The following is a 24,826-nucleotide window of genomic DNA, read 5'->3' on the forward strand; positions in this document are numbered from 1 at the left end:
CAATGATTCAGGTGGTGAGACCGTGAATAAAACTATTCAACACAGTTATCTATTAAAAACAGGAGAAACTGTAATATTTAAGACCAATATGTTGCCTAAGGAGATTCAGTCCTTGCCTGTTTTTTCAAATCAGTATGAGTTTTATAAATACTTTCGTGATAGAGGTTATTGGATAGAAATCGACTTAATCATTAAAAAAGGGCACTGAATCTGTCTTAAACATTTAATTGAAGGGGCCTTTCGTTTCACCTTTATCATCATATTTTATGTTTTTTGCTTACATTTCCCCTAACTTTAAGATGTGCTTTGAGAAAAATCTCCATGCAGGGTTATCTTGTATTTTGAATTTCACTCTCCAATCTCAAGAATTCAAGTATTTGTATCAAAGAGAAAGCTCTTCTTTCATTACTTCCTTAGCTGATCATTATCCCTTACTCTCTTTCCCTTTTTTACGGTTTTTATAGTTTTCAATTACTTGTTCCATCTCTTTAATGATCTGTGAGGAAGACTTAATTTTAATTCGTTTGAATATGGGAACCACCTTGCTACTTTTGTTCTGCATTTCCATTCACCTTCCCTCCTCGTATAACTATTTTAGACAGATAAAATCAATGTACCTATTTTTATGAAAGATTAATGTTATTTATTAAGCCCCAGGGTGGAAGCAATCCCTTTTTCTGAATTCACCCTAATTTTACCATAATGTTTGTAAATCATGACCCTTCAACCATTCCCTTTCAAAAGTCGAAAGACGAATGATATCTCCTTTAATGGGAATAATGGTATTTTGTAACATATCATTTTAGGAAAGCGAGGTTATGAAATGAAAGGACACATCTTTAGAAGAGGTTGCACCTGCAAGAAGAAGAGAAAATGTACTTGTGGTGCTAAATGGGCTTTTGTCGTAGACGTCGGAATAGACCCCCTTACTGGCAAAAGAAAGCAAAAGACAAGAAGTGGTTTTCGAACCCACGAAGAAGCCAAAACCGCTGCGGCCACGTTTATTTATGAGTTAAACGAAGGAACCTATGTGGAAGAAACGGTTCAAACCTTCAGCGACTTTGCAAGAGAGTGGCTCCCCATTTACAGTGAATCGAAAGAGGTCAAGCCAGGAACCATTCGCGTCCGTCTCCATGAAATCGGAAAATTGTTACCCTACTTTGCGCAATTAAAACTAAAAGACATCACAAGAAAAATGTACCAAGATGCTCTTAACGATTTAGTGGCTCAAGGGTATTCCGATAGGACCAGGGAAGGAATTCATCAAACAGGAAGAATGATTTTCCGAAAGGCATTGGAGCTGGAGGTAATTAAGAAGGATCCGACAGAGTTTGCTTATGTAAAAAGGGAGAAGAAGACCATTGAACAGCTGGAGGAAGAGGAAGTTCCTAAGTACTTGGAAAAGGAAGAGCTTGCCTTGTTCTTAGAAACCGCTAAAAATGCTGGGTTAGAACTTGATTACTTGGTGTTCCTTGTTCTTGCCTATACAGGAATTCGTGTTGGAGAATTAGTCGCACTCAAGTGGAAAGACATTGACTTCCTGAACCACACCATTAGCATTACGAAAACGTATTATAATCCCAATAATAATACAAGGAACTATCAGTTAGTAACACCAAAAACGAAAAAGTCACGACGAAAAATTGTGGTCGATGAAGTGGTCATTAACGCCCTAAAGAAACACAAAGAAGTACAAAAGAAAGTCATGGAACAAATCGGTAACGATTACTACAACCACGACTTTATCTTTGCCAAAATGGAAAGGCAACATGGTTATCCCATTGTCATTAAGACGGTACAAAACCGAATGGCTCGGTTACTTACCTTGGCAGATTTAAACCAAGAACTAACGCCACACAGCTTAAGACATACGCACACGTCCCTTCTTGCTGAAGCCGGTGTCTCACTGGAGCAAATCATGGACCGATTGGGCCATACGGATGACCAAATTACGAAAAATGTCTACCTTCATGTGACGCAAGAAATGAAAAAAGAAGCCTCTCAAAAGTTCGCTGAACTCATGAGAAGCCTCCATTAATTTTACCTCATGTTAGCAAAATGTTAGCATTTCACTCTCACCTTACTACAAAACCCAGTCGTATCAAGGGTTTCAGGGGCAGGTTACATCATGCCGCCCATTCCACCCATTCCGCCCATGTCAGGCATTCCACCGCCGCCGTTGTTTTCTTCTGGAAGATCAGCGACAACAGCTTCTGTAGTTAGGAACATAGCCGCTACAGATGCTGCATTTTGAAGAGCAGAACGAGTTACCTTTGTTGGGTCAACGATACCAGCTTCAACCATGTTTACGTATTCGCCAGTAGCTGCGTTGAATCCAATTCCAACTTCTTCATTCTTTAAGCGCTCAACGATGATAGATCCTTCAAGACCTGCGTTGTGAGCGATTTGACGAACTGGCTCTTCAAGGGCACGAACAACGATGTTCACACCAGTTGCTTCGTCACCTTCAACAGTGAGTCCTTTTACTGCACTGATTACGTTAACTAGAGCAGTACCACCACCGGATACGATACCTTCTTCTACTGCAGCACGAGTAGAGTTTAATGCGTCTTCAATGCGTAGCTTACGCTCTTTTAGCTCAGTTTCCGTAGCAGCACCAACTTTAACTACGGCTACTCCACCAGCAAGCTTCGCTAAACGCTCTTGAAGCTTTTCTTTATCGAAATCAGAAGTAGTTTCTTCTAATTGAGCTTTAATTTGGTTTACGCGGCCAGCGATTTCAGCTGCATCTCCAGCACCATCCACGATTGTTGTGTTGTCTTTTGTAACAACAACTTTAGATGCACGACCAAGCTGAGTGATGTTTGCAGACTTAAGATCTAAACCAAGATCTTCAGTAATTACTTCACCGCCAGTTAATGTAGCGATATCTTCAAGCATTGCTTTACGACGATCACCGAATCCAGGAGCTTTAACAGCAACTGCATTGAATGTACCGCGAAGCTTGTTCACTACTAAAGTAGCTAAAGCTTCCCCTTCAACGTCTTCAGCAATAATTAAGATTGGCTTACCTTGTTGAACAACTTGCTCAAGTACAGGTAACACTTCTTGAATGCTAGCAATTTTCTTATCTGTGATTAAGATGTAAGGATCGTCAAGAACCGCTTCCATTTTGTCAGAGTCAGTTACCATGTATGGAGAAGCATATCCGCGGTCGAATTGCATACCTTCTACTACTTCAAGCTCTGTAGTGAATCCTTTAGATTCTTCAACAGTGATTACACCGTCATTTCCTACGCGCTCCATAGCTTCAGCAATTAATTGACCAACTTCATCGTCAGCAGCAGAGATAGAAGCAACTTGTGCAATAGACTCTTTGCTTTCGATTGGCTTTGAAATAGATTTTAATTGTTCAACAGCAACTTGAGTTGCTTTTTCGATCCCTTTGCGGATACCCATTGGGTTCGCACCAGAAGTAACGTTTTTAAGACCTTCAGAAATCATCGCTTGTGCAAGAACTGTTGCAGTTGTTGTACCGTCACCAGCAATATCATTTGTTTTGCTAGCTACTTCAGATACAAGCTTTGCACCCATGTTTTCGAAGTTATCTTCTAATTCGATTTCCTTTGCGATTGTTACACCGTCATTTGTGATTAATGGAGAACCGAATTTTTTCTCCAGTACTACGTTACGACCTTTAGGTCCAAGTGTTACTTTTACAGCATTTGCTAAAGCGTCAACACCGCGTTTCATGGAACGACGAGCGTCTTCACTGAATTTAATTTCCTTTGCCATGTGAACATCTACCTCCTATTATCCTATGTAGGTAATATTTTAGTTGAATTTTTTGATAGACAAGAGTGAATTAGCCAATAATAGCTAATACGTCACTTTCACGAAGGATCAAGTATTCCTTGCCTCCGTATTTTACTTCAGTACCAGCGTATTTAGAGAAGATAACAGAGTCACCCTCACTAACTTCTAGCGCCACACGCTCACCATTGTCAGTCACACGACCTGTACCAACAGCAACTACTTTACCTTCTTGTGGCTTTTCCTTTGCAGAATCAGGAAGTACGATTCCACTAGCTGTTTTTTCTTCTTGCTCTACCAACTCAATAACAATACGATCTCCTAATGGTTTTAACAAGGAAAACAACCTCCTTTAATAATGTTTATTGCGAACTAGCTTTAAATCTAGTTTGCATTTTTAAATTTTGTTATTAGCACTCACATTAGTTGAGTGCTAACACAGTTATTATAATAATCAAATGGATTTTTTTTTGCAAGTATTTTAAATGATTTTTTTGAAAAAAATTTCATGTATAAATCCACATTATAATATCGTCTGTTCTTATTTTATTTATACCTTCCATTTGCCCGTTTTTTCAAACCCTCTAAGATGTCATTTCTATAAAAATGCATAACTTATGGTACAATAATTACCGTTAGCAAAAATAAATGTACATTCCCTTTCATATAAATTAAAGGTCAAGTCCAAATTCTATTCACTGCCTATAATAAAAGAACAAGATGGGTGAATACAAATTTAAACATTTTTTACAAAGGAGACACGGCACCTTGACAAAACGTTATTGGCTTATACTTATTAGTTTTATATTCATGCAACTTGCCACTTCCTTAATTACTGTTCCTATTTTATTAGCTCTAGGAGTCGGGGATTCAATGGAGGAACTCCTAGGATTGTCCATGGTGATTACATTTTCAATAGGTTTTTTGGTAATACTCCTCTTAGCAATCAAAGGAAATCCAAAAGATGAATTCTCAAGGAATCGATATGGGACAGGGGACACCATTCTTTGGTGTATTATTGGTTTTTTCATGGCTTATGCTGCTCAAATCACTGCAGCACTCATTCAACAGTATCTTTTTGGTATTGAGCCAGGATCAGAGAATACTCAGTTAATTGTTGACTTAGCTACTGCTGTTCCATTAATGATTATTGTTGTTGCTATTCTCGTTCCAATTATGGAGGAGATTGTTTTCAGGATGGTTATTTTCGGAAGCTTATATAAGCGCTTTGGCTTTTGGATTGCAGCATTACTTAGCGGTTTTATCTTCGCTGTTGTCCACTTAGACTTCGAAAATCTACTCGTATATTTACTGGCAGGTGTTGTATTTGCCTACCTTTATGTTAAAACAAAGCGTATTATCGTTCCAATCATAGCTCATGTAGGGATTAATTCTTTCGTTATGATTGTTCAAGTAGTATTTGGTGAGAGGTTACAGCGCTTCTTAGAAGAAGTGGAAAATTTACAGGCTATATTTATTGGAGGATTATTTTAATGACTAGAAGAGCAGCCAAGTTTTATGGTTACTTATACTTTTTTATAGCCACTATATTTGTGTTATTTGCTATTCAGCAAAATAACCGCACAGAGGGATGGGATTTCTTTACGATCCTATTGATGGCAGTGGCCGCTATTGATTATATGATTTCCTTCCGTTATTTTGGTAAAGCGAAAACCATGAAAGAGGATAAACCTAAATAAAAAAGAGATGATTTCAAGCCCTCTAGGCGCGAAATCATCTCTTGTTAGGCTGTTATCTAATATTGTTGGCTTGGATACGCTACAGGCGGATTAATTACTCCTAAAGCCAGCCCACGTCCTGTGGGCAACGGAGTAATGTCACCGTCCTGGTTCCGCGGGCAACGCCCCAGTCTCCTCGAGCCATGTCTCTTCCTCTGCTCCTGCGATTACTCGTCGCTGGCGTCGCCGCCTTCCGCTTCTCCAAGCTTTTAAAAAAGTGACAAAGTTTTCGAAATCAGCCTTTTTAAGTTGAAGCTTTTGCCTCTTTTCTTTGGTATTTCTTATATTCTTTTCCTAGTAAAATTCCAGCTGGGATACTTATTAGAGAAAGTACGGCAATGACAATGAAGCCTTCATTTATTGCTTGTAAACTTGCTTCCTCTATAACCACACCATTGGTAGCAACTATTTGTGATCTTCTAACTTCAAAATAGATTGATATGAATACGATACCTAGTGCTGAGCTCATTTGTCTTAAAACGTTATTCATGGCAGAACCTCTTGAAATAAATTTTTCTGGGATTGTATTCATTCCGGCCGTAGTCGATGGCATCGTACTTAAGCCCATACCAATTCCCCTTAAAGCATTTAAGACAAAGATAAGCCATAATGCCGTCTCCATGGAAACAAATCCTAAGAAAAACGTTCCTATTGTTCCAATTGATAATCCTACTGTTACTACCGCTGAAGGACCATGCCGATCCAAAATTCGTCCCCCAATACTCATGAAAATCCCAGACAATAGGGCTGCAGGCAAAAAGGATAGCCCTGTAATAATTGCCCCATAGCCAAAAACGTTTTGTATTAGTAGGGGAATTAAAAAGATTCCTCCAAATAAACTAATAGAACTAATACTTGCAATCCATACACTGTAAGAAAAAGCAGGTATCTTAAAGATAGACAAATCCAATAATGGCTGCTCTTTATTATTTTCAATTTTAATAAAGAGAACAATGGCCATAACGCCCACAACGAATAAAGTAATGTTTAATGGATCCGTTAGATGGGCAATCTCTGAAACTCTACCTAACGCCAACAATATGGAGCCAACCCCAAGGGTTACTGTGACGAATCCAGAAAGGTCAAAGCTAATTCCCTCTACCTTTGCCGTTTGCTTCAAGTAAATCCAGGAAAAAAGTAATCCCAATACTCCAGTTGGGATATTACATAAGAAGAGCCATTGCCACGTACCCAATTCAATAATGAATCCTCCCAATGTAGGACCAATAGTGGGCGCCATCATGGCAGCAATTCCATAGATCCCTGTTGCCAACCCCCTTTCCTTTCTTGGAAAAACCTCAAAAATAAGGGCCATGGAGGTAGGCATCATCATTCCGCCACCAATTCCTTGAAGTCCACGGAATAAAATTAAGGAAGGTAAATCCCATGAGATGGCACCTAATATGGAGCCGATAATAAATAATCCTAGCCCCACCATGTAAAGCTGCTTCTTCCCAAACTTGTCCCCTAAATATCCTGTTATTGGCATCGTTATACCCATTGTAACCATGAAGATGGTAATAACCCACCCAGTTGCAACGGCATCTGCTGAAAAAACTTCCATTAGATGAGGTACAGCAGGGTTTAACATACTATTGTTTAATATAATCGTAAAAGTTCCTAATAAGACCGTAATTACAACTAACCACTTTTGTGGTACTTTACTCACGAACAATCACCTTCTAATAAACTTTTTCGAAACACGAAATATTATCCTTACTATACCATGATATAAGTTTAGTTACATAAAAAAAACATATAGAAAGAAGAAAACACTCTTCAAATATACTTGAAGAATGCTTTCTCTAATTCTACCCTGAAAGTACGAATCTTGTTTGTTCATTTGCTTCAGTCTACTCCCTTTCCGTGGGTGATCTACCAAGCCTCCCACAGGAACGAATGCTTACTTCTCGATTAAGCTACGAGTTGTCTCGACGGATACGCTACAATGCTACACCAGTAGAGGAAGAGACAGATACTCGTGGACTTCCGCTCACTCAAGTAAAATCTATTGCTTATTTTCATACTCCATGGTGTAAACTCATTTTTTAAATTTGCATGGAGTTTTACCTTCCAAAATACTCTTAGGCTTGGTTTACATTGGATAATGTTTTAGAAAATAAACAAGAGATTGTAGCTCAACAGATAAATCAATATGGTGAATTCTTACATTCTCTGGAACAGATAGTCTTGCAGGTGTAAAGTTCAAGATAGCTTTTATCCCTACCTCTACTAACTGGTCTGCGATAGGTTGAGCTGCATTAGCAGGCACAGTTAGAATGGCAACCTCCACATCACCTGCACTTGATATTTTTTCCTTAAGTTCATCTAAATGGAAAATGGGAACGCTTCCAATTTCATCCCCTACTTTATCTGGTGAAACATCAAACGCCATTTCTATCCGCGTATTGTTACTTTTAGTGAAGTTATAATTTAAAAAAGCAGTTCCTAAGTTACCTACTCCTACTAGAATAACCTTTGTAACTTCATCTTGATCAAGGGTTTTTCTGAAAAATGACAATAAATAATTCACATTATAACCGTAGCCTTTTTTTCCTAATGCCCCAAAATAGGAAAAATCTCTACGAATAGTTGCTGAATCTACCTTTACTGCATCACTAAGCTCCGATGAGGACACTCTATGCTTTCCGGATGCTTGCAAGCTTTCTAAAAATCGATAATATAAGGGCAGTCGTTTAGCTGTAGCTTGCGGAATTTTCTGTTGATCGATTTCCATTTTCTCTTCCCCTCCCTGACAATGATTTTCTATATTTAAATTTGGGCTGTGTTAAACTCTATTGTTGATAGTTTTTTAAAAATCCACGACAAAATTAATAATTATTGATGATTACAAATGAAGTTTAAATCAACATTAAAATTTAACAAAGCCTAATTTTAAAAACACTTGTTCCGTTTATAAGTTTATCTAGGGGTTTCCCTTTTAAAATCCCCGCTTTTTCCACCAGTCTTTTCCACTAGATACGTTTCTCCAATGATCATACCCTTATCGATTGCTTTACACATATCATAAACAGTTAATGCTGTTGCCGAAACCGCTGTTAACGCTTCCATCTCAACACCGGTGCTACCTTTTGTTTTTACAGCTGCTTCAATATGTAATATGTGTGATCCTTCACTTATCTCCCAATCAAAATGAATGTTTACACCAGACAATGCTAACGGATGACACATGGGAATCCATTGTGAAGTGTTCTTCGCAGCCATTACTCCTGCAACTTGAGCAACAGATAAAACATCTCCCTTTTTCATTTTACCAGCTTGAACACCTTCGTAAATCTCTTTATTAACTTGAATACTCCCTTTAGCCACAGCTGTACGAACTGTTTCCTGCTTCTCTGTGATGTCTACCATCTTAGCTCTGCCTTGTTCATTAAAATGTGTGAATGAACCCATCAAGATCCCCCCTTCTCTATTTCTATTGTACACTATTGTTTCACAAACTGCACAAAAGACTTTCTTATTTTTATATAATACTCTATTTTGTTTAACTAGTAAGTTGATAGATGGGGTGAATGTCATGTAAACTAAAGGGATGAAGACGTCAGGATTTGACAGTGAGGATGAACAATTATGATTTTATTACAATGTGTGCAATTGTCCAAATCCTTTGGTGCTGATAAAATTCTTTCTAATGTCAAGCTTGAGGTGCAAAGCAGAGATCGTATTGCTTTAGTGGGCCGAAATGGTGCTGGAAAATCAACTCTCTTAAAAATTATTGCAGGAGAGCTTTCTTATGACACTGGAGATTTAATCATACCAAAGGATGTTACGATAGGTTATCTTGCCCAAGATAGTGGTTTATCAACTGAATTGTCTATTTGGGATGAAATGAATACTGTTTTTGACCATTTGAAAAAACTAGAGCAAAGGCTTCGTAAATTAGAAGAACAAATGAGTAATCCTAACAACACTAACTATGAAAAAATACTCCACGATTATGATCAGTTGCAGCAGGATTTTAAAGATCAAGGTGGTTACCAATATGAAGCAGATATCCGCAGTATCCTCTCTGGACTAAACTTCGCAAATTTTGATTACGACACAAAGGTCAGCTCCTTAAGTGGTGGTCAAAAAACTCGTTTAGCCCTAGGTAAACTATTATTATCAAAACCGGATTTGCTCATCTTGGACGAGCCAACGAACCACCTGGATATTGATACACTCACCTGGTTGGAACAATATTTGTCTTCTTATGATGGAGCCATACTCGTTGTTTCTCACGATAGGTATTTTCTAGATAAGATTGTTAACCAAGTGTATGAATTGACCTTCAATAAAACGTGGAAATATACCGGAAACTATAGCAAGTATTTAGAAGAAAAGGCAAAACGCCTTGAACTTGAGATGAAGCAGTTTGAAAAACAGCAGGATGAGATCAAACGCTTAGAGGACTTTGTTCAGCGGAACATTGCCCGTGCCTCCACGACCAATCGTGCTAAAAGCAGGAGAAAGCAATTGGAGAAAATGGAATTATTATCTCGTCCAAAGGATGATGATTCCTCTACTAACTTTCGATTCGAAATTGAGAGGCAAAGTGGAAATGATGTTCTTCAAGTAAATGATTTGGCCGTTGGCTATGATGGGGGCAAACTATTTGAAAATATCAATTTAAAGCTCACTCGTGGAGAGAGTGTTGCTTTAATAGGTCCTAATGGTATTGGCAAGTCCACTCTCATTAAAGCCATTTCAAAGAAACTAAAGCCTATTGAAGGAACTATTGAGTACGGAAGTAACGTTTCCATTGGTTATTATGATCAAGAACAAACGGAACTAACGTCCAATAAAACGGTATTACAAGAGCTATGGGACGATTATCCACAAACGTTAGAAAAGGATATTCGCACCGTGCTTGGAAACTTCCTTTTTAGCGGAGATGATGTCTTAAAAATAGTTGCCGATCTTAGCGGTGGAGAAAAAGCTCGACTGGCACTAGCTAAATTAATGATGAAAAAAGCAAATTTACTTATTCTTGATGAGCCAACAAACCATTTGGACATCGACAGTAAAGAGGTATTGGAGTCGGCATTAATAGAGTATCCAGGAACGCTGCTATTTGTCTCCCATGACCGTTATTTTGTAAATAGAATGGCCACTCGAGTGGTGGAACTCTCCTCTAATAAAGCAACCAATTATTTAGGGGATTATGATTATTACGTAGCTAAAAAGCTAGAACAAGAGGAATGGAAAAAGCTTGAGGCTGAAAAAGCTGCCTTAAAGGGCAAAAAAACAGAAACCAACTCATCCAGCACTCCTCAGACAAAAAATGATTATGAACGGGATAAGGAATTAAAGAAACGGGAAAGACAGCGGCAAAGACAAATAGAAGAACTGGAGAAAAATATAGAACAGGAAGAAATGAACATCTCTTCATGGGAAGAAAAACTTTGTGACCCTGAAGTTTACCAGGATCATGAAAAATCTTTAGAGCTAACGGAATCTATTGAAAAATCAAAGGAAAAAATTGATGAATGGCTAGAACAATGGGAGACCCTTCAAGAAAATTAATAAATAATTCGAGGGATGACTCAAAAGGTTTTAAACATACCTTTATACGAAAACCATGTTTTAATACATTGCTAATTTTCAAACGAAGTTGATTGAAGCGTAAATCAACTTCCAAATTTAGCACAGCAAAAATAGTTTTCATTTATCTTGGTGTCTGTAAAGACATGGGAGTTTGAGTCATCCTTTTATACCTTCTTCCCTTCCCCTTCAATTGACCATCCATAACACACACTTAAAGTAATAAACATAGAGGTAGCCGCTGCTACTATTCCAGAATCATTTAACACTAGCAAAGCCAAAGAACCAATGATACAGCAATTAATAAGAAAGAGCTGCGAAGAGTGGAGCTGTTCCCTTTGTCTTCTCCACAACACTATCCCTATAAAAAAATAACTCGTAACAAACAATTGTGTCCAATAGGAAATTTTGAATATTTTCCAATTCATTTGTATTTTTCGCTCGATAGTTTGCCATATAGTAACAAAATCCCCAGAAAACAGCTTTTGAAAGGCTGTGAAAATATGGCTAGATGGCTGTGCCATTTGTAAAATATAAAGAAAACCCAACATTAATAAAGGTATACCAGCTGCAATTATAAACTTCACTCGCCACTTTGCATCTTTTAATAATAATTGAATGCTAATATATATCATAATAATACTAGCGGAGATGCTAGCCCCCGCATTCGCTCCTAAAGATGCTAAGCCTAATACGAGGATCATTCCCATTATTACAACAAATAATTGTAACCACTTAGTTAATGTCTTCCCTTCTTCTTTTAACAGTGGGGCAATCATCAATAGTCCAGATACAAGATATATTCCAGCGAACTCATTACCTATACCATAATATCTCGCCCCAATTACAGGATCATAACTTAGAAAAGAACGTTGAATGAAATAGGATCCTGTAATTATATCCACTGTCAATGCGGAAAAGAAGAGAAAACAAGCAATACTGTAACTCTGACGGAAAGATACCTTTAATAAGGCTGCAAGCCCTAAGCTTCCGAGGAAAATAGCAGCAACGTACAAAAATGGAGAAATGGCATTAATCCACGGACTTGTAATTAAAAATAACAAAGGAGAAAGAATCCCGCTTAGCAAAAGAATTTGGGCTACTTTTTTCCATTTTCTAGAGTCCTTTAAAAGCCAAATCATTAAGGATACAACAATAAGCATGACGACTAAGCTAGAAACATAGCTAGATAAAACAGCTCCCCTTTTATCAAACACATAGGTAATTTCCTTTATTCGTTGTTGGAAACCCGTTAATGACCATTGGTCTACAATACTTTCGTCATCTAAGTACTTTATGGGATAGCCCACAGTATAATTTCTGTTTTCGCTAGGCCCCAAAAATATATTATCCCATGTTATAGCTATGTCTGTATTACTTAGTAAAGAGTAACGTCTTGTCGTTTCTGAATATAACAGGCCCTTTTCATCTCTATTTTCGTGCCAAACCCATAGGGGACCTAGCTGATTTTTGTTTTTATAGGCAACACTATTCACAGCAGGTGAAAGGAGCCAAATTTCCCCCCCCGTTTCAGATAATAGCTGGTAAATGGTTTCTTCCAATCTCTGAAATGTATCCTTATAAACCTTTTGAAAATGATCATTCAACATATTGGGCTCTTCTTGAAAAAGTCGATAAAAATCTCCCCACTCCACAACCACAAACGTTTTATCATTTTGGCTGTGGATATGTTTTATATTCTCTTTTATAAGACTTGGTTCCATTGACATTCCACTAGGGGCATAGATATTATCCACAACTCCCTTTTGTAAGTCACCATTTGCCTCCCCTTTTCTGTCCATGGTGAGAAGGGATGCATAACGAACTTTTTCATCCCTTGTATCAGAATTTCCCATCACATAGGTAAAAACACCTTTTTCTTGCAGGCTTTCTCCAAACCAGCCTACTACAGGTTGGAAGCTGCTTTTTAAATTTTTGTTAATCAATAAATTCACATGTGGATGAAGAACAGAAGCGACAGGAAGAGTTCCGTACCATTGCAGCATTAAGTTATCCACAGTGGTGTCATTTACTTTTTCATCCTTATTATAAGCATTCCAATCACTTATACCTAATGCACGCTTCCCCGTTCCAATGGATACGGCATTATTTAAGTAGGAATAGTTTCCATCCGGTCTTAAATTAACAGCACCATAAGCCCCTTTTTTCCACATATATGGATAGTTAGTTTGTTCCGTAATCATATCCAATTCTTCAAAGGAAAGTCCTGGCACCAACAATACAATAACGTGCTTATCCACAGGATCTTGTTCCATGTCTATTCCTTTTACTTCTCTTGCAGATGGAAGAAAAACGATACTATGTACTAAAAATAATATTAATAATGTAACCTTTAATCTTTTCATTGAGAAAAGTGTGTATATTTTCTGACATATCCACATAATCCACATTATTATCCACAGCCTAAACCTTTGTAAATTAGTCTTTTTTATAGTTATTCACAAAACACCTTAGTTATACACAGTCCTACTGTTAACAATTAAAATCCCAACATAATAACATTCCACAACTTTATCCCCATTATCCACATATTGTGGATAAAATGTTATTAACAGGATCATACATTCCCCTTTATTCGACAGAATCTTTTAAAAAATTATAATATCATTCATTTTTTATCCACATGTGGAAAGAAAAATCCCTCTTATCCTATTGTGGACAAGTCGGGATCATCTTACTACTAAAAATTGTTTTTTAAGCGAATATAATATAGCTTGGTTTCGCTGCAGGCTGACGCTTTCCGCTTCTCCAAGCTTTAAGAAGAACAACAATAACAATGTTATGCCTATTTTAAAACTAATCCTGGTTCTCCATTTAATCGATCCCCGGAGCGTTTTCCTGCTTTATACATGATTGTTCCTGCTGATGCAATCATAGCGGCATTGTCTGTACAAAGGGACAAGGGAGGTATCGTTAATTTAATCCCCTTCCTTTCGCATTCCGCGGTCAATCTTTCCCTAAGTCCTTTATTTGCCGCAACTCCTCCTGCAAGTAAAAGGCGGTTTACTTGTTTTTCCTCCACAGCCCTCATGGTTTTCGTTACTAACACATCAATGACGCTCTCCTGAAAGCTTGCTGCTACGTTTTCAATTGGGAGCTCTTGTCCCTTTTGCTTTGCATTATGGAGCGTATTAATTACCGCTGATTTTAGACCGCTAAAGCTAAAATCAAAGGAATCGGGCTCTAACCAGGCCCTCGGAAGTTCAATGTTTGCTTCCCCTTCGTGTGCTAACTTATCCACATGTGGACCACCTGGGTACGGCAGGCCTAACGTTCTAGCGACCTTATCATACGCTTCCCCTACAGCATCATCCCTTGTTTCTCCAATAACTTGAAAGGACCCATGTTCCTCCATATAAACGAGCTCCGTATGTCCCCCGGAGACAACAAGGGTTAGTAAAGGAAAGGTAAGCTCCTCTATGATATGATTCGCATAAATATGCCCTGCTATATGATGCACTCCAACTAATGGCTTATTATGAGCAAATGCTAAAGCCTTGGCTGCGTTAACGCCTATAAGAAGTGCCCCAACAAGTCCAGGTCCTTCTGTTACAGCTATGGCATCTATATCTTCAAAATTCACTTCTGCTTCAGCCATTGCTTCTTCTAATATATATGTCATCTGTTCCACATGATGTCGCGAGGCTATTTCCGGTACGACCCCTCCAAAACGTTTATGACTCTCAATTTGAGAAGATACAACATTACTTAAAATTTCTCTGCCATTTTTCACAACAGCTACTGCTGTTTCATCGCAGCTTGTTTCTATTCCTAAAATAATCAAGTTCATATTATTTGTCATTTACCATCACCCACATTATTTGAGCATCTTCTTGATTGTCTGTATAATATTTTTTCCGAATGCCACCCTGTTGAAAACCTTTTTTTCTATACATATTTTGGGCTACTGTATTAGAAACACGGACTTCCAATGTGAGCTTTTTAGCCCCCAACGTTTTCGCAAGCTCCATCGCACCGTCCAGAAGCATCTCACCAATGCCCCTTCTTCTAAAATCAGAATGGACGGCAATATTTGTAATATGAGCTTCATCAATAATAATCCATACTCCAATGTAACCAACAATTCTTTTATCTATTTCAGCTACAAGATAGTAGGCAAATTGATTTGTTGTTAATTCATTAATGAATGCTCCCCTGCTCCAAGGTGTGGTAAAGGAATCCTGCTCTACCTCCATCACCTGATCTATGTCATCTTTATTCATGAATCTAATTTGGACCTCTTCCCCCATATTTTCACCTATATTCTTCTATTGATCTTTTTGATTAGCTAACCATTTAGCCTCAGCTTCTGCAAGTCTTATATAATTAGGGGTGAAAGTATGTATATCCTTCACCTCCGTCTCCTTCTTCATTCCTAGCCTGGCAAGTTCACTTGGTCGAAGTAAGTTACCAGTAATGAAAGGAAACTGAGCTTTATACCCTAAAATCTCTTTTATTTCCTGTTTGTGCTTATCCATATCAGTACTTAAAAACAAAACTTGCTTCCCAGAAGACTTCAATTCCTCTAGCCAGTCCTTATGTAGAACGATACGATCTTCCTTTATATTCTTGAAAACACCATTTTCCATTCCATATAAACCTGTGTATACCTGGCCCCTCCTTGCATCAATAAAGGGAGAGATAAACCCATCAAAATAGTATCCGTTTTGTGCAAGTACCTCCAAACTGGATACACCTACAATAGGTATCTTTAATGACCATGCAAGTGTTTTTCCAGTTGTAACCCCAATCCGTACACCTGTGTAGGAGCCAGGTCCTTCCGTTACAATAATCTTATCCAGGTCTTGCGGTTTTATTTCTACTTCCTCTAATAATGTACGAATTGCCGTCATTAACCTAACGGAATGATTCTTCTTAATATTAGTTATTATTTCTCCCGCAACCTCTCCATCTTTTATTACAGCTACTCCCAAGACATAAGTAGAGGTATCTATAGCTAACCCATTCATCGATCAAATATCTCCTTACATATGGAATTGTAGTGTTCCCCTAACGCTTTAAATGTAAATGATCTTGAGGTTTCCCCCAGATGTTTGATAGTTATATCCAGTCGATGAGGAGGGAGTTGATCTTCAATCATGCTTGGCCATTCCACAACGGTCACTCCATCTCCTTCAAAATATTCCTCTAATCCTAAATCCTCTGAGTCATCTTCTAGGCGATAGGCATCCATATGATAAAAAGGAAGCCTTCCCATATACTCTTTTATAATGGTAAATGTGGGGCTGTTTACATTTCCCTTAACCCCCAACCCCTTTGCAATCCCCTTTGAAAAACTCGTTTTACCTGCTCCAAGATCACCTTCCAATGTCAGAAGATCTCCTTGCCTTAAAAAATTAGCTATTTTTTCAGCAAGTAATTGCGTTTCACTTGGGGAGTTCGATATATATTCCCATGTTCCTTCCATTGATAAATCCTCCGATTATAAATGATGATACCCTGTTTTCGTTAAAACTATCGTTTCATTGTCCCTAACTAATTTTACTTCCCCTTTACCTGATGTAATAGATCCAATATTATGTATAGATAATGCGTTTTCTTTAAACAACTGTTTAAGTTTTGGCCATTCGACTTTGCTTATGGTACCTATCAGTTGAAAATCCTCTCCCCCATATAAGATCCATTCTTCCTGTTTATGTATTGGGGCTTTTTTAATAAAGGGAGTCTTAGGGATATTATCCCAAACAATTTCAACAGAAACATTGCTGGCATCGGCAATTTCTTTTGCTTCACTTGCAAGGCCATCACTAATATCATTAAGGGCAACCTTAAAATCCGTTTCTGCTAAGATTCGTCCCGCTTTTACTTGGGGTACCGGCCATTGGTGTGCTTTTATATATGGCAGAAGTTCCGGGTCATCTATATTCTTGTGGCTATTTTTCAAAAGGTGTTCCAATCCAAGGGCCGAATGTCCCAATGGCCCAGTAACAAATACTACATCTTCTGGTGATGCATTGGAGCGGAGAAGCCTTTTTCCCTGTTCCACCTTACCTAGTGCAGTAACAGTTATAACCAAGTTCCTATCGATAGAAACCGTATCTCCTCCAATTAAATCCATTTCCCAATGGTCTGCTAAAGTTTTCATTCCAGCATATATCTCATTTAAATCTTCTGTAAGCCAGCCTGATTTAGGTATTGCAATGGATACTAAGTAGTAAAGAGGAACAGCTCCCATTGCAGCAAGGTCGCTTATATTTACAGCTAATGCCTTATGTCCTATAGCTTTTAATGGCATTGTGTCCTTTGTAAAATGAACCCCTTCTACCATTGTATCCACTGCGATAACTGTTTCTTTTGTTTCATCATCACTATATATTGCAGCATCGTCCCCTATTCCAACCTTTAAGGAAGATTGATGCCTTTTAGTAGGAGTGATACTGCGGATCCATTCTATTTCTTTATTCATATACTCACCCTCTTATTTTTTCACGGGCTATTAGTAATAGGTTTTCCCTTTATTTACATTATCTAAAAGGAGATTCCGTTATATTGTCTTTTTACCGTTTTTCATTATATCAAAGAAAGGGGTGTAAAAACACAGAAAGGGTGCCGAAAGATGCCATAAGCCCCTTCGAAACACCCTTTGTTATAAATTTTAAACAAACGTTTATTTAAATTTTTATTTCACTCTGCTATAGCTTGAATGTTATTTTTGAAGAATTACGCTCTCCGGGGTCTCGTCTGGCTCGTTATTCCACAGGAGTCTCGCGAATTCTTCAAAAATAAAGTTTAGTTATAATTTAATAATGGCATTTAACAGAGTCTTTACTTTAATGCTTTGTGGAATTCTTCTAGGATGTCGTGTTTGTCTTCTATGCCGACGGAGATTCGGACCATGGAAAAGGATACTCCCAGTTTTTCCCTTAAGTCTTCGGGTACTGGACGGTGGGATGTACCGACAGGGTGCGTGACAGACGTTTCTACACCTGCTAATGTAGGAACAACCTTTATCCAGCCCAACTGTCTAAAAAATTGGTGTACATCTACATGATCAGCTAAATCAATGGTAACAATTGCTCCATTACCGCGTTCAGAAACATTAGTTGGATAGTAAACTTTTTTAATATTTGGATGATCAGTTAAAGACTCTGCTAGAAATTGTGCATTACTGCATTGTCTTTCCATCCGTAAACTTAATGTTTTTAAACCACGACAACCAAGCCATCCGTCAAAGGGGCCGAGGTTACTTCCTAAATTGGCAATTTTGGAGCGGACTTTTTTAATTAAAGCTCCATTTCCAGTCACCACCCCTGCAGATAAGTCACTGTGACCCCCGATATATTTAGTAGCACTATGAACCACAAGGTCTGCTCCTAATTCATGGGGTCTAATTAAATATGGAGTGGCAAAGGTATTATCAATCATTGTTTTTAAGTTATATTTTTTTGATAGTTCTACCATTTGATCTATATTCTCCACTCGCAAGGATGGATTTGTAATCGATTCGGAATATATTAATACCGTATTAGATTGAATTGCCCCTTCAATCTCTTCTTTTTTCGTAAAATCCACAAAGCTAACATCAATACCAAAATCCGTTAGCTCACGGGCCATTAGTTGATACGTTCCTCCGTATAGATCCTCTGTTGCTACAATATGATCTCCAGCTTTTGCAACAGCCAGAACTCCAGCTAAAATGGCCGAAATACCGGAAGAGGAAGCTACCCCATTCTCTGCCCCTTCTAAATCTGCTACCCCTTTACCTAGATCATCCGTATTTGGATTGCCTACTCGAGTATATAAATAAGACTTTTTCCCTTGGAAAAAGTTCTCCATATCTTCTAGATCTTTAAACGAAAAGGCAGATGTTTGATAAATAGGCTTCGTTTTACTCATTTCACCTGTTTCCAGCTTGTCCTGAAAATGAACATTTTTTGTCTCAAATCGCATACTAATACCCCTCACCCTTCATTCAACTAACAGTCAATTTTCTTACTTATCAAACATTATACATTAAAACCTTCCACGTGCGAAAAACTTATGATCAAATTCTCAACGGTGTGGTAAAATATTCAAAACAATATCAAAACCCTTCATGAAAGACTAACAAAGACCTCCATGCTAATTTAAAAATTTGCACCGTGGAGAATAAAAATGGCATTAATCATGTCTCTCGAATCCGTTACAGGCGGACGCTTTCCGATGGAGTCGCCGCCTTTCACTCCTTCGAGAGTAACAAACAACAACACAGCGTTGCTACTTTCACTGTAGCCTTATTAAATTATAATTCGATTTTATCTTATAAAAGAATGGAGTGCATTCATGAAAAGAAAAGAAATTTCATCTGCACATAGTAATTATGGAATGGTTTCAACAGCTTCCAGCTACGCAACGGAAGCTGGCGTGAAGATGCTTGAAATGGGTGGTAATGCAGTAGATGCAGCTGTTGCAGCGGCCCTCTGCTTAGGTGTGACGGAACCACAAGCGTCCGGTCTTGGCGGCCAATCTATGGCCCTATTATATTTAAAGAAGGAAAATCGAGTTTTTGTCCTAGATGGCTCTTCCCGTGCCCCCTTTAATATACAGCCAATGAAAACACCGGATAAACCTATTAAATTAGGGTTAAAGTCTAGCACTGTTCCATCCACTCCGGCTACTCTTGGTTATATGCAAGAAAAATACGGGAAATTGTCCTTTGCAGATGTGGTAGAGCCCTCCATTACGACAGCAGAAAGTGGCTTTGTGGTGACACCATTAATTCACCGGTTAATGAAGAAAGAAGCAGAGCATTTACGGAAAGATCCAACAATCGTTAAGAACTTCTTCGAAAATAATGAACCTAAACGGACGGGTAAGGTCATTAAACAACCGGAATTAGCCCAATGCTTAAAAACCATGTCCGAAGCAGGCTGGCAGGACTTTTATATAGGCAGCATAGGGATGAAAATAATTGAAGATATGAAGAACAGAGGGGGACTCATTAGCGCAGCTGATTTATGTCAAATACCTGCTCCAGTGGAGAGGGAAGTACTTTCTAATACGTATAGGGGATATGATGTCTATACTTTTCCCCCACCAGGCGCTGGCAGAGTGCTAATACAAATTCTAAACACTTTAGAAGGATTTCCTCCCGAACTACTTAATCCAGAGGATTCCGTTGGAGCGGTTATATACGCTTTAGCGTTTCGATTTGCCTTAATCAATCGGCAGCGTGTTCCGATACACCCAGATTATTTTTTACAATCGGTTAATCAGATGATGTCAGACAAAGGCTATGCTCGAGAGCTTACAAATCGAATTTATGACATTTGTGCCTATGCCTTAGGGGATTATTATCCCCCACCACCTCACTCAGGTGAAACTACCCATTTATCGGTGGTAGATAAGGACGGAAATGCTGTTGGTATTACCCAATCCATTGAACTGGTATTCGGCAGTAAAACAATGGCGGATGGCCTTGGTTTCTTCTATAACAATTACATGAGTGCCTTTGAATATAAAAATATGACTCATCCTTATTATTTGTTACCTGGTGGAAAACCGTGGAGCAGTGTTGCCCCAGTTCTATTATTTAAAAATGGCTCACCAAGGTATTTACTAGGAAGTCCTGGAAGTGCGAGGATCTCTACCTCCCTTGCTCAAGTCATTACAAGACTAATTGACAAACAAGAAGGGCTGAATCGTGCCATTGAAGCACCAAGGTTCCATTCCTCCGATACGGGAGAATTACAAATTGAAGAAAAGAGATATGATCAGGAGGTAATTAAAGCGTTAAATTCTACTGGTTTCAAATTGAAAAACCGCGGGCCATACAGCTTCTACCTTGGGTGTGTTCAAGGAATCCAAATTCCTCTAAAAAAAGGTGAATCGTTCTACGGAGTCGCTGACCCTAGAAGAGATGGAACGGCCAAAGGTCCTAGTAAATTATAAGACAGTGAGGGGTGCAAGTTATATGAAAATAGCTATTGTTTATAACCGTGAAAGCCAAGCAGTAATTAATTTATTTGGTACACAAAACCGGGAAAAATACGGTTTAGAAACGATCAAAAATATTAAAGATGCACTAGTTGCAGGCGGCCATCAAGTGAAAACCTTTGAAGGGGATAAAAATATTATTGCGAAGCTGGAAGAATTTATGCCCTCTGTCATCTCTGGAGAACGACCGGGATTAGTTTTCAATTTAAGCTATGGAATTCAAGGAAAAGGAAGATATATGCATATTCCTGGAATCTTGGAAATGCTTGGCGTACCTTATGTTGGCTCTGGTCCTGAAACACATGCCTTGGCCCTTGATAAAGTAGTTACGAAAATGATTTTAATACAAAAGGGGCTTCCTACCCCTAAGTTTACTGTAATGGATAAGCCAGATTCTCCTGTTCAAGATCATTTAAACTACCCATTAATTGTTAAGCCAAAGGATGAAGCTGTATCCTTCGGGCTTAAGATTGTCCATAATGAAGAAGAACTCCGTGAGGGTGTTAAGACGATTTATGATACTTTTAACTCCCCCACATTAGTTGAAGAATATATCGAGGGCCGTGAAATAAATGTTGGGCTACTAGGAAATAACCCTGTGGAAGCATTGCCTCCAGTTGAGCTAGTGTTCGGTGAAGGGGAACAAATCTATACGTATGAAGACAAGAAAAACAAAAGTGGCAGAACAGTAGAGAAGGTTTGCCCTGCCCCCCTTTCAGAGAAACAAACAAAACAGATTCAACAATTAGCTATCGATACCTTCAAAGCAATTGGTTGTTATGACAGTGCTAGGGTAGATTTTAGAATCGACAAGGAAGGCAACCCTTATATTCTAGAAGTAAACTCTATGGCAAGTCTAGGAGCCGATGGTTCCTTTGTTTTTGCAGCAGCTAAAAGTGGTTTGAATTATACAGATCTAATGAACCGTTTAATCGATATTACTTGCGAAAGGTATTTTGGTCCTTACTTTCTCGGAGATAACACAGGAGATGAACAAATAAATGAATCCATTCAATTATTCCATGCGATTACACAAAATCGAGACAAAATAGAAGCAGATTTAAAAACATGGACCAATTTATCTAGCAAAACAGAAGACCCTGTAGGATTAAGCACCGTCCGTAGACGACTGGAAGACCGGTGCAAAAAACTTGGCTTAAGAGCAGTTGAAGAATTTTCAAATGGTCGTTCTGCATGGACCTGGGAAACAAAGGCAGGATATAAAGATGGGGCGTTGTTCGTTCTTCCCATTGATATTCCTGGTGAACGGACAGGATTTCCAATACCTTTCCGTACAGAACAAGAGTGGATCTTTGGTGAAGGAGTTGCCTCTAGCCGAGGTGGTCTAGTTACCCTATTAAGCGCATTAAATGCCTTAAAGGAGCAGAAATTACTTCCTAAGAAAAAAATTGGTATTTTCTTTTACTCTGACGAAGGAAGAGGAATGCGCTACAGTAGTGCAACACTACGGAAAGCGGCCCAAGAGGCGAGTCAAGTCATTGTCATGCAACCAGGATTCCTTGGAGGGAAAGTATCTGACCAACGAAGGGGTTCAAAAAAATATAGTGTTACTGTTGAAGGAGATCCTTTACGAGTAGGAAAACATCAAAAACAGGTGGATGTACTAACCTATTTTATCCAACAAGCAGAGAAACTTCAGGAAATTAGCAGCTCCGACAAAAAATTAACAGTTGCTGTACAAGACGTTCATTCGGAAAGATATAGTGTTTTATTACCTCACCGTGTCCATGCTACAGTGGTCATTACCTTTCTCGATGAGCTTCTAGCTGATGAAGCAGAAGTACAATTACGGGAAACATTTAAAGGCAACACCCAAGGAATGAAATCCTTTGTTGAAAAAATCGAAGAAAGACCACCCCTTATCCGAAAAAAGAATAATCCAATCATCAAGCAATTAAAAGAGATTAGCAACGATTGGAATATCCCTTTTGGCGTAGAATCTAGTTTACTATCAACAGCTGCTGGTGAAGTTTCTAAGAGAAAACCCGTATTATGCGGCCTTGCTCCATCAAGTAAAGGACTATACACACCAAACGAAGCCATCCACCGGCAAGAGCTGATACAAAGAACGTTACTCATTGCACAGTTCCTAAAGGAGCAGGAATCGTAATGATTAATGGAAGAAAACTACCTATTGTTATTTCCATTCCCCATGGTGGGATTTCTATACCTCCAGGTCTTCGAACCATATGCTTATTAAGTAAACAGGAAATTTTATTAGACAGTGACACTTGGACTAGGGAGCTTTATAATTTTAAAAACAGTGTAGAAGAATACGTTGATACAGACATAGCTCGTATTGTCGTTGATATGAATAGATCGCGAAATGACCTTCCCCCTTTCAATCCTGACGGAGTTGTCAAAACCCATTCTGTTGTAGGAAAACGAGTATGGAGTACCCCTGATGGACTCCCCCTAGCAGAGGTGGAAGAGTTATTAAATAAATATCACTTTACTTATCATAAGCTTTTAGAAATGGCTACAAATAATCCAAATATAGTTCTTGGAATTGACTGCCACTCCATGCTTGCTGTTGGCCCTGTAAAAGGGCAGAGTGGTTGGGATAAAAGGCCGTTATTTTGTATCAGTAACAGAGGAAATGTAAATGGAGAATTTTTAAATAAGCCACTTACTGCTCCTCCGGAAATGATGCACAGATTAAAGTTCTTATTAGAGAAGAACTTTAAGGAATTTGTTGGGAATAATCAAAATACTGAGGTACCTTTAGTTTCTATAAATGATCCTTTTGCTGGTGGATTTATTACTAAATATCATGGTTCCAAAGGAATTATTCCATGGATTCAACTAGAAATTAACAGAAACCTCTATTTACCTAAGGAAATACCTTCCTCACTAAGACCATCAGAAATGGACCTTATACGATTAGAAAAAATAAGGGATATACTACTCCAAGTATTTTCCGATTTATTATTTGGTGAAAAAGGAAATAAGCCGGGGAATAAAGTTTCATAGCAGGTATGAATATTATGGAGGACTACGAACGCTGGTGGCTGGATGCTTATGAGCTAGAGTTCGTAGTTTTTTATTGGTTTTTATATAGATATTTGAAGTAAATGTAATGAGGACGAGGTTGTTTATTAGGGGGGAATTCCTTACTTTGCTGTATTTACTGTCCGTTTAGACCAATTTACTTGCCATGTTCACATTTTAGACGCAAAAATAGCTTGCTAATTTAGTATGTATCACCGAGTGGGCGTGGTTAATTAAAGATCCCTTAATTTTACCCGCAGTATTTGATTGTTTACCCGCCGTTAGAAGGCTTTTACCCTCTAATACGAAGGTGTTACCCGCCATAAATAGAACTTTACCCGCGGTATTCACATTTCAGACACAATTCAGTATATAAAAAAAGACACTCTCATCTGAGAATGTCTTTATCTGCCCAGCAACGTCCTACTCTCACAGGGGGAAACCCCCAACTACCATCGGCGCTGGAGAGCTTAACTACCGTGTTCGGCATGGGAACGGGTGTGACCTCTCCGCCATCGTCACTGGACTATTGAGTTGGAAAAACAAAAGTTTATCCTCTCAAAACTAGATAATGGTTACCTGATTTATGGTGTTACTTAGACAAGGGTTTGCGCTTTTTCCGAATGTCACATTCTTGCGCGTTCCGCTTTTCCTTGCGTCAAAGCTTCACTGGCTGCGAATGTAAACGACATTCTCCAAAAGCTATTTGGTTAAGCCCTCGATCGATTAGTATCTCTCAGCTACACATGTCGCCATGCTTCCACATGAGACCTATCAACCTCATCATCTCTGAGGGATCT

General features: G+C 38.5%; 20 protein-coding genes and 2 rRNA genes. 7 read left to right on the forward strand and 15 right to left on the reverse strand.

Features of this window, described 5'->3' with window-relative positions; translation table 11 throughout:
• Positions 1-424: 424 nt before the first annotated feature.
• Positions 425-568 (reverse strand): hypothetical protein, encoded by a 144-nt coding sequence (locus J2S74_RS07420; protein WP_307323682.1) that lies wholly within the window; start codon positions 566-568, stop codon positions 425-427.
• Positions 569-823: 255 nt separating this feature from the next.
• Between J2S74_RS07420 and J2S74_RS07425 the strand changes: the two genes are divergently transcribed.
• The gene (locus tag J2S74_RS07425) at positions 824-2,038 is read left to right on the forward strand and encodes a site-specific integrase (protein ID WP_307323684.1); all 1,215 of its coding nucleotides are present in this window, start codon (positions 824-826) and stop codon (positions 2,036-2,038) included.
• Between the two features lie 83 nt (positions 2,039-2,121).
• Here J2S74_RS07425 and groL read toward each other — a convergent pair whose 3' ends face one another.
• Entirely contained in the window at positions 2,122-3,756 is a 1,635-nt protein-coding gene (gene groL / locus J2S74_RS07430) for a chaperonin GroEL (RefSeq protein ID WP_307323687.1), read from the reverse strand.
• Positions 3,757-3,826: 70 nt separating this feature from the next.
• Positions 3,827-4,111: a co-chaperone GroES gene (groES, locus tag J2S74_RS07435; RefSeq protein ID WP_307323690.1), complete on the reverse strand. Its 285-nt coding sequence runs from the start codon at positions 4,109-4,111 to the stop codon at positions 3,827-3,829.
• Positions 4,112-4,542: 431 nt separating this feature from the next.
• Here groES and J2S74_RS07440 point away from each other — a divergent pair, with 431 nt between their 5' ends.
• Both J2S74_RS07440 and J2S74_RS07445 read left to right on the forward strand, forming a co-directional pair.
• A complete protein-coding gene (locus J2S74_RS07440; RefSeq protein ID WP_307323693.1) occupies positions 4,543-5,268 on the forward strand; it encodes a CPBP family intramembrane glutamic endopeptidase in 726 nt (241 codons plus the stop codon).
• The gene (locus J2S74_RS07445; RefSeq protein WP_307323696.1) at positions 5,268-5,474 is read left to right on the forward strand and encodes a YdiK family protein; all 207 of its coding nucleotides are present in this window, start codon (positions 5,268-5,270) and stop codon (positions 5,472-5,474) included. The genes J2S74_RS07440 and J2S74_RS07445 overlap by 1 nt, the downstream gene beginning before the upstream one ends.
• Before the next feature lie 283 nt (positions 5,475-5,757).
• Here J2S74_RS07445 and J2S74_RS07450 read toward each other — a convergent pair whose 3' ends face one another.
• The 3 genes from J2S74_RS07450 to moaC all read right to left on the reverse strand — a co-directional run bounded on the left by J2S74_RS07450 (position 5,758) and on the right by moaC (position 8,927).
• Positions 5,758-7,182, reverse strand: coding sequence for an MDR family MFS transporter (locus J2S74_RS07450; RefSeq protein ID WP_307323697.1), 1,425 nt, complete (start codon positions 7,180-7,182; stop codon positions 5,758-5,760).
• Between the two features lie 426 nt (positions 7,183-7,608).
• Positions 7,609-8,244, reverse strand: a complete 636-nt coding sequence (locus J2S74_RS07455) for a redox-sensing transcriptional repressor Rex (protein WP_307323755.1) — start codon at positions 8,242-8,244, stop codon at positions 7,609-7,611.
• Positions 8,245-8,435: 191 nt separating this feature from the next.
• The gene (gene moaC, locus J2S74_RS07460; RefSeq protein WP_307323699.1) at positions 8,436-8,927 is read right to left on the reverse strand and encodes a cyclic pyranopterin monophosphate synthase MoaC; all 492 of its coding nucleotides are present in this window, start codon (positions 8,925-8,927) and stop codon (positions 8,436-8,438) included.
• A 177-nt stretch (positions 8,928-9,104) separates the two neighbouring features.
• Here moaC and J2S74_RS07465 point away from each other — a divergent pair, with 177 nt between their 5' ends.
• Positions 9,105-11,039: an ABC-F family ATP-binding cassette domain-containing protein gene (locus J2S74_RS07465; RefSeq protein ID WP_307323700.1), complete on the forward strand. Its 1,935-nt coding sequence runs from the start codon at positions 9,105-9,107 to the stop codon at positions 11,037-11,039.
• Positions 11,040-11,224: 185 nt separating this feature from the next.
• On the opposite strand, the gene J2S74_RS07470 is transcribed toward J2S74_RS07465, so the two are convergent.
• The 7 genes from J2S74_RS07470 to J2S74_RS07500 form a co-directional block, all read right to left on the reverse strand.
• Positions 11,225-13,423 carry a hypothetical protein gene (locus tag J2S74_RS07470; protein WP_307323702.1) on the reverse strand — a complete coding sequence of 733 codons (2,199 nt, stop codon included), beginning with the start codon at positions 13,421-13,423 and terminating at the stop codon, positions 11,225-11,227.
• Between the two features lie 440 nt (positions 13,424-13,863).
• Positions 13,864-14,868 carry a tRNA (adenosine(37)-N6)-threonylcarbamoyltransferase complex transferase subunit TsaD gene (tsaD, locus tag J2S74_RS07475; protein ID WP_307323758.1) on the reverse strand — a complete coding sequence of 335 codons (1,005 nt, stop codon included), beginning with the start codon at positions 14,866-14,868 and terminating at the stop codon, positions 13,864-13,866.
• Position 14,869: 1 nt separating this feature from the next.
• On the reverse strand, positions 14,870-15,301 hold the full coding sequence (rimI, locus tag J2S74_RS07480; RefSeq protein ID WP_307323704.1) for a ribosomal protein S18-alanine N-acetyltransferase: 432 nt from the start codon (positions 15,299-15,301) through the stop codon (positions 14,870-14,872).
• A gap of 45 nt (positions 15,302-15,346) precedes the next feature.
• A complete protein-coding gene (gene tsaB / locus J2S74_RS07485) occupies positions 15,347-16,048 on the reverse strand; it encodes a tRNA (adenosine(37)-N6)-threonylcarbamoyltransferase complex dimerization subunit type 1 TsaB (protein ID WP_307323706.1) in 702 nt (233 codons plus the stop codon).
• A complete protein-coding gene (tsaE, locus tag J2S74_RS07490; RefSeq protein ID WP_307323708.1) occupies positions 16,045-16,506 on the reverse strand; it encodes a tRNA (adenosine(37)-N6)-threonylcarbamoyltransferase complex ATPase subunit type 1 TsaE in 462 nt (153 codons plus the stop codon). Before tsaE ends, tsaB begins: the two co-directional genes overlap by 4 nt.
• 15 nt (positions 16,507-16,521) lie before the next feature.
• Complete coding sequence (thiL, locus tag J2S74_RS07495) at positions 16,522-17,505, reverse strand: thiamine-phosphate kinase (protein ID WP_307323710.1); 984 nt, start codon at positions 17,503-17,505, stop codon at positions 16,522-16,524.
• 359 nt (positions 17,506-17,864) lie between these two features.
• Complete coding sequence (locus tag J2S74_RS07500) at positions 17,865-18,989, reverse strand: trans-sulfuration enzyme family protein (protein ID WP_307323712.1); 1,125 nt, start codon at positions 18,987-18,989, stop codon at positions 17,865-17,867.
• A gap of 372 nt (positions 18,990-19,361) precedes the next feature.
• On the opposite strand from J2S74_RS07500, the gene J2S74_RS07505 reads away from it, so the two are divergent.
• Genes J2S74_RS07505 through J2S74_RS07515 form a run of 3 tightly spaced genes read left to right on the forward strand, consistent with a single transcriptional unit; the run spans position 19,362 to position 24,008 of the window.
• Positions 19,362-20,969 carry a gamma-glutamyltransferase family protein gene (locus J2S74_RS07505; RefSeq protein ID WP_307323715.1) on the forward strand — a complete coding sequence of 536 codons (1,608 nt, stop codon included), beginning with the start codon at positions 19,362-19,364 and terminating at the stop codon, positions 20,967-20,969.
• 22 nt (positions 20,970-20,991) lie between these two features.
• Positions 20,992-23,145, forward strand: coding sequence for a M20/M25/M40 family metallo-hydrolase (locus tag J2S74_RS07510; RefSeq protein ID WP_307323718.1), 2,154 nt, complete (start codon positions 20,992-20,994; stop codon positions 23,143-23,145).
• Complete coding sequence (locus J2S74_RS07515) at positions 23,145-24,008, forward strand: N-formylglutamate amidohydrolase (RefSeq protein ID WP_307323720.1); 864 nt, start codon at positions 23,145-23,147, stop codon at positions 24,006-24,008. The genes J2S74_RS07510 and J2S74_RS07515 overlap by 1 nt, the downstream gene beginning before the upstream one ends.
• A 428-nt stretch (positions 24,009-24,436) precedes the next feature.
• On the opposite strand, the gene rrf is transcribed toward J2S74_RS07515, so the two are convergent.
• Positions 24,437-24,552: ribosomal RNA gene (gene rrf / locus J2S74_RS07520) — 5S ribosomal RNA — on the reverse strand.
• A gap of 180 nt (positions 24,553-24,732) precedes the next feature.
• Positions 24,733-24,826: ribosomal RNA gene (locus J2S74_RS07525) — 23S ribosomal RNA — on the reverse strand; the annotation flags it as partial.

It is taken from the genome of Evansella vedderi (assembly GCF_030813435.1).
Taxonomy (GTDB): Bacteria; Bacillota; Bacilli; order Bacillales; family Salisediminibacteriaceae; genus Evansella; species Evansella vedderi.

Coding starts and splice junctions, on each gene's coding strand:
- J2S74_RS07505 (WP_307323715.1), top strand. CDS start 19,362: ATGAAAAGAAAAGAAATTTCATCTGCACATAGTAATTATGGAATGGTT.
- J2S74_RS07465 (WP_307323700.1), top strand. CDS start 9,105: ATGATTTTATTACAATGTGTGCAATTGTCCAAATCCTTTGGTGCTGAT.
- J2S74_RS07420 (WP_307323682.1), bottom strand. CDS start 568: ATGGAAATGCAGAACAAAAGTAGCAAGGTGGTTCCCATATTCAAACGA.
- J2S74_RS07470 (WP_307323702.1), bottom strand. CDS start 13,423: ATGAAAAGATTAAAGGTTACATTATTAATATTATTTTTAGTACATAGT.
- J2S74_RS07515 (WP_307323720.1), top strand. CDS start 23,145: ATGATTAATGGAAGAAAACTACCTATTGTTATTTCCATTCCCCATGGT.
- rimI (WP_307323704.1), bottom strand. CDS start 15,301: ATGAATAAAGATGACATAGATCAGGTGATGGAGGTAGAGCAGGATTCC.
- tsaD (WP_307323758.1), bottom strand. CDS start 14,868: ATGAACTTGATTATTTTAGGAATAGAAACAAGCTGCGATGAAACAGCA.
- thiL (WP_307323710.1), bottom strand. CDS start 17,505: ATGAATAAAGAAATAGAATGGATCCGCAGTATCACTCCTACTAAAAGG.
- moaC (WP_307323699.1), bottom strand. CDS start 8,927: ATGGGTTCATTCACACATTTTAATGAACAAGGCAGAGCTAAGATGGTA.
- J2S74_RS07500 (WP_307323712.1), bottom strand. CDS start 18,989: ATGCGATTTGAGACAAAAAATGTTCATTTTCAGGACAAGCTGGAAACA.
- groL (WP_307323687.1), bottom strand. CDS start 3,756: ATGGCAAAGGAAATTAAATTCAGTGAAGACGCTCGTCGTTCCATGAAA.
- J2S74_RS07510 (WP_307323718.1), top strand. CDS start 20,992: ATGAAAATAGCTATTGTTTATAACCGTGAAAGCCAAGCAGTAATTAAT.
- J2S74_RS07445 (WP_307323696.1), top strand. CDS start 5,268: ATGACTAGAAGAGCAGCCAAGTTTTATGGTTACTTATACTTTTTTATA.
- J2S74_RS07425 (WP_307323684.1), top strand. CDS start 824: ATGAAAGGACACATCTTTAGAAGAGGTTGCACCTGCAAGAAGAAGAGA.
- tsaE (WP_307323708.1), bottom strand. CDS start 16,506: ATGGAAGGAACATGGGAATATATATCGAACTCCCCAAGTGAAACGCAA.
- tsaB (WP_307323706.1), bottom strand. CDS start 16,048: ATGAATGGGTTAGCTATAGATACCTCTACTTATGTCTTGGGAGTAGCT.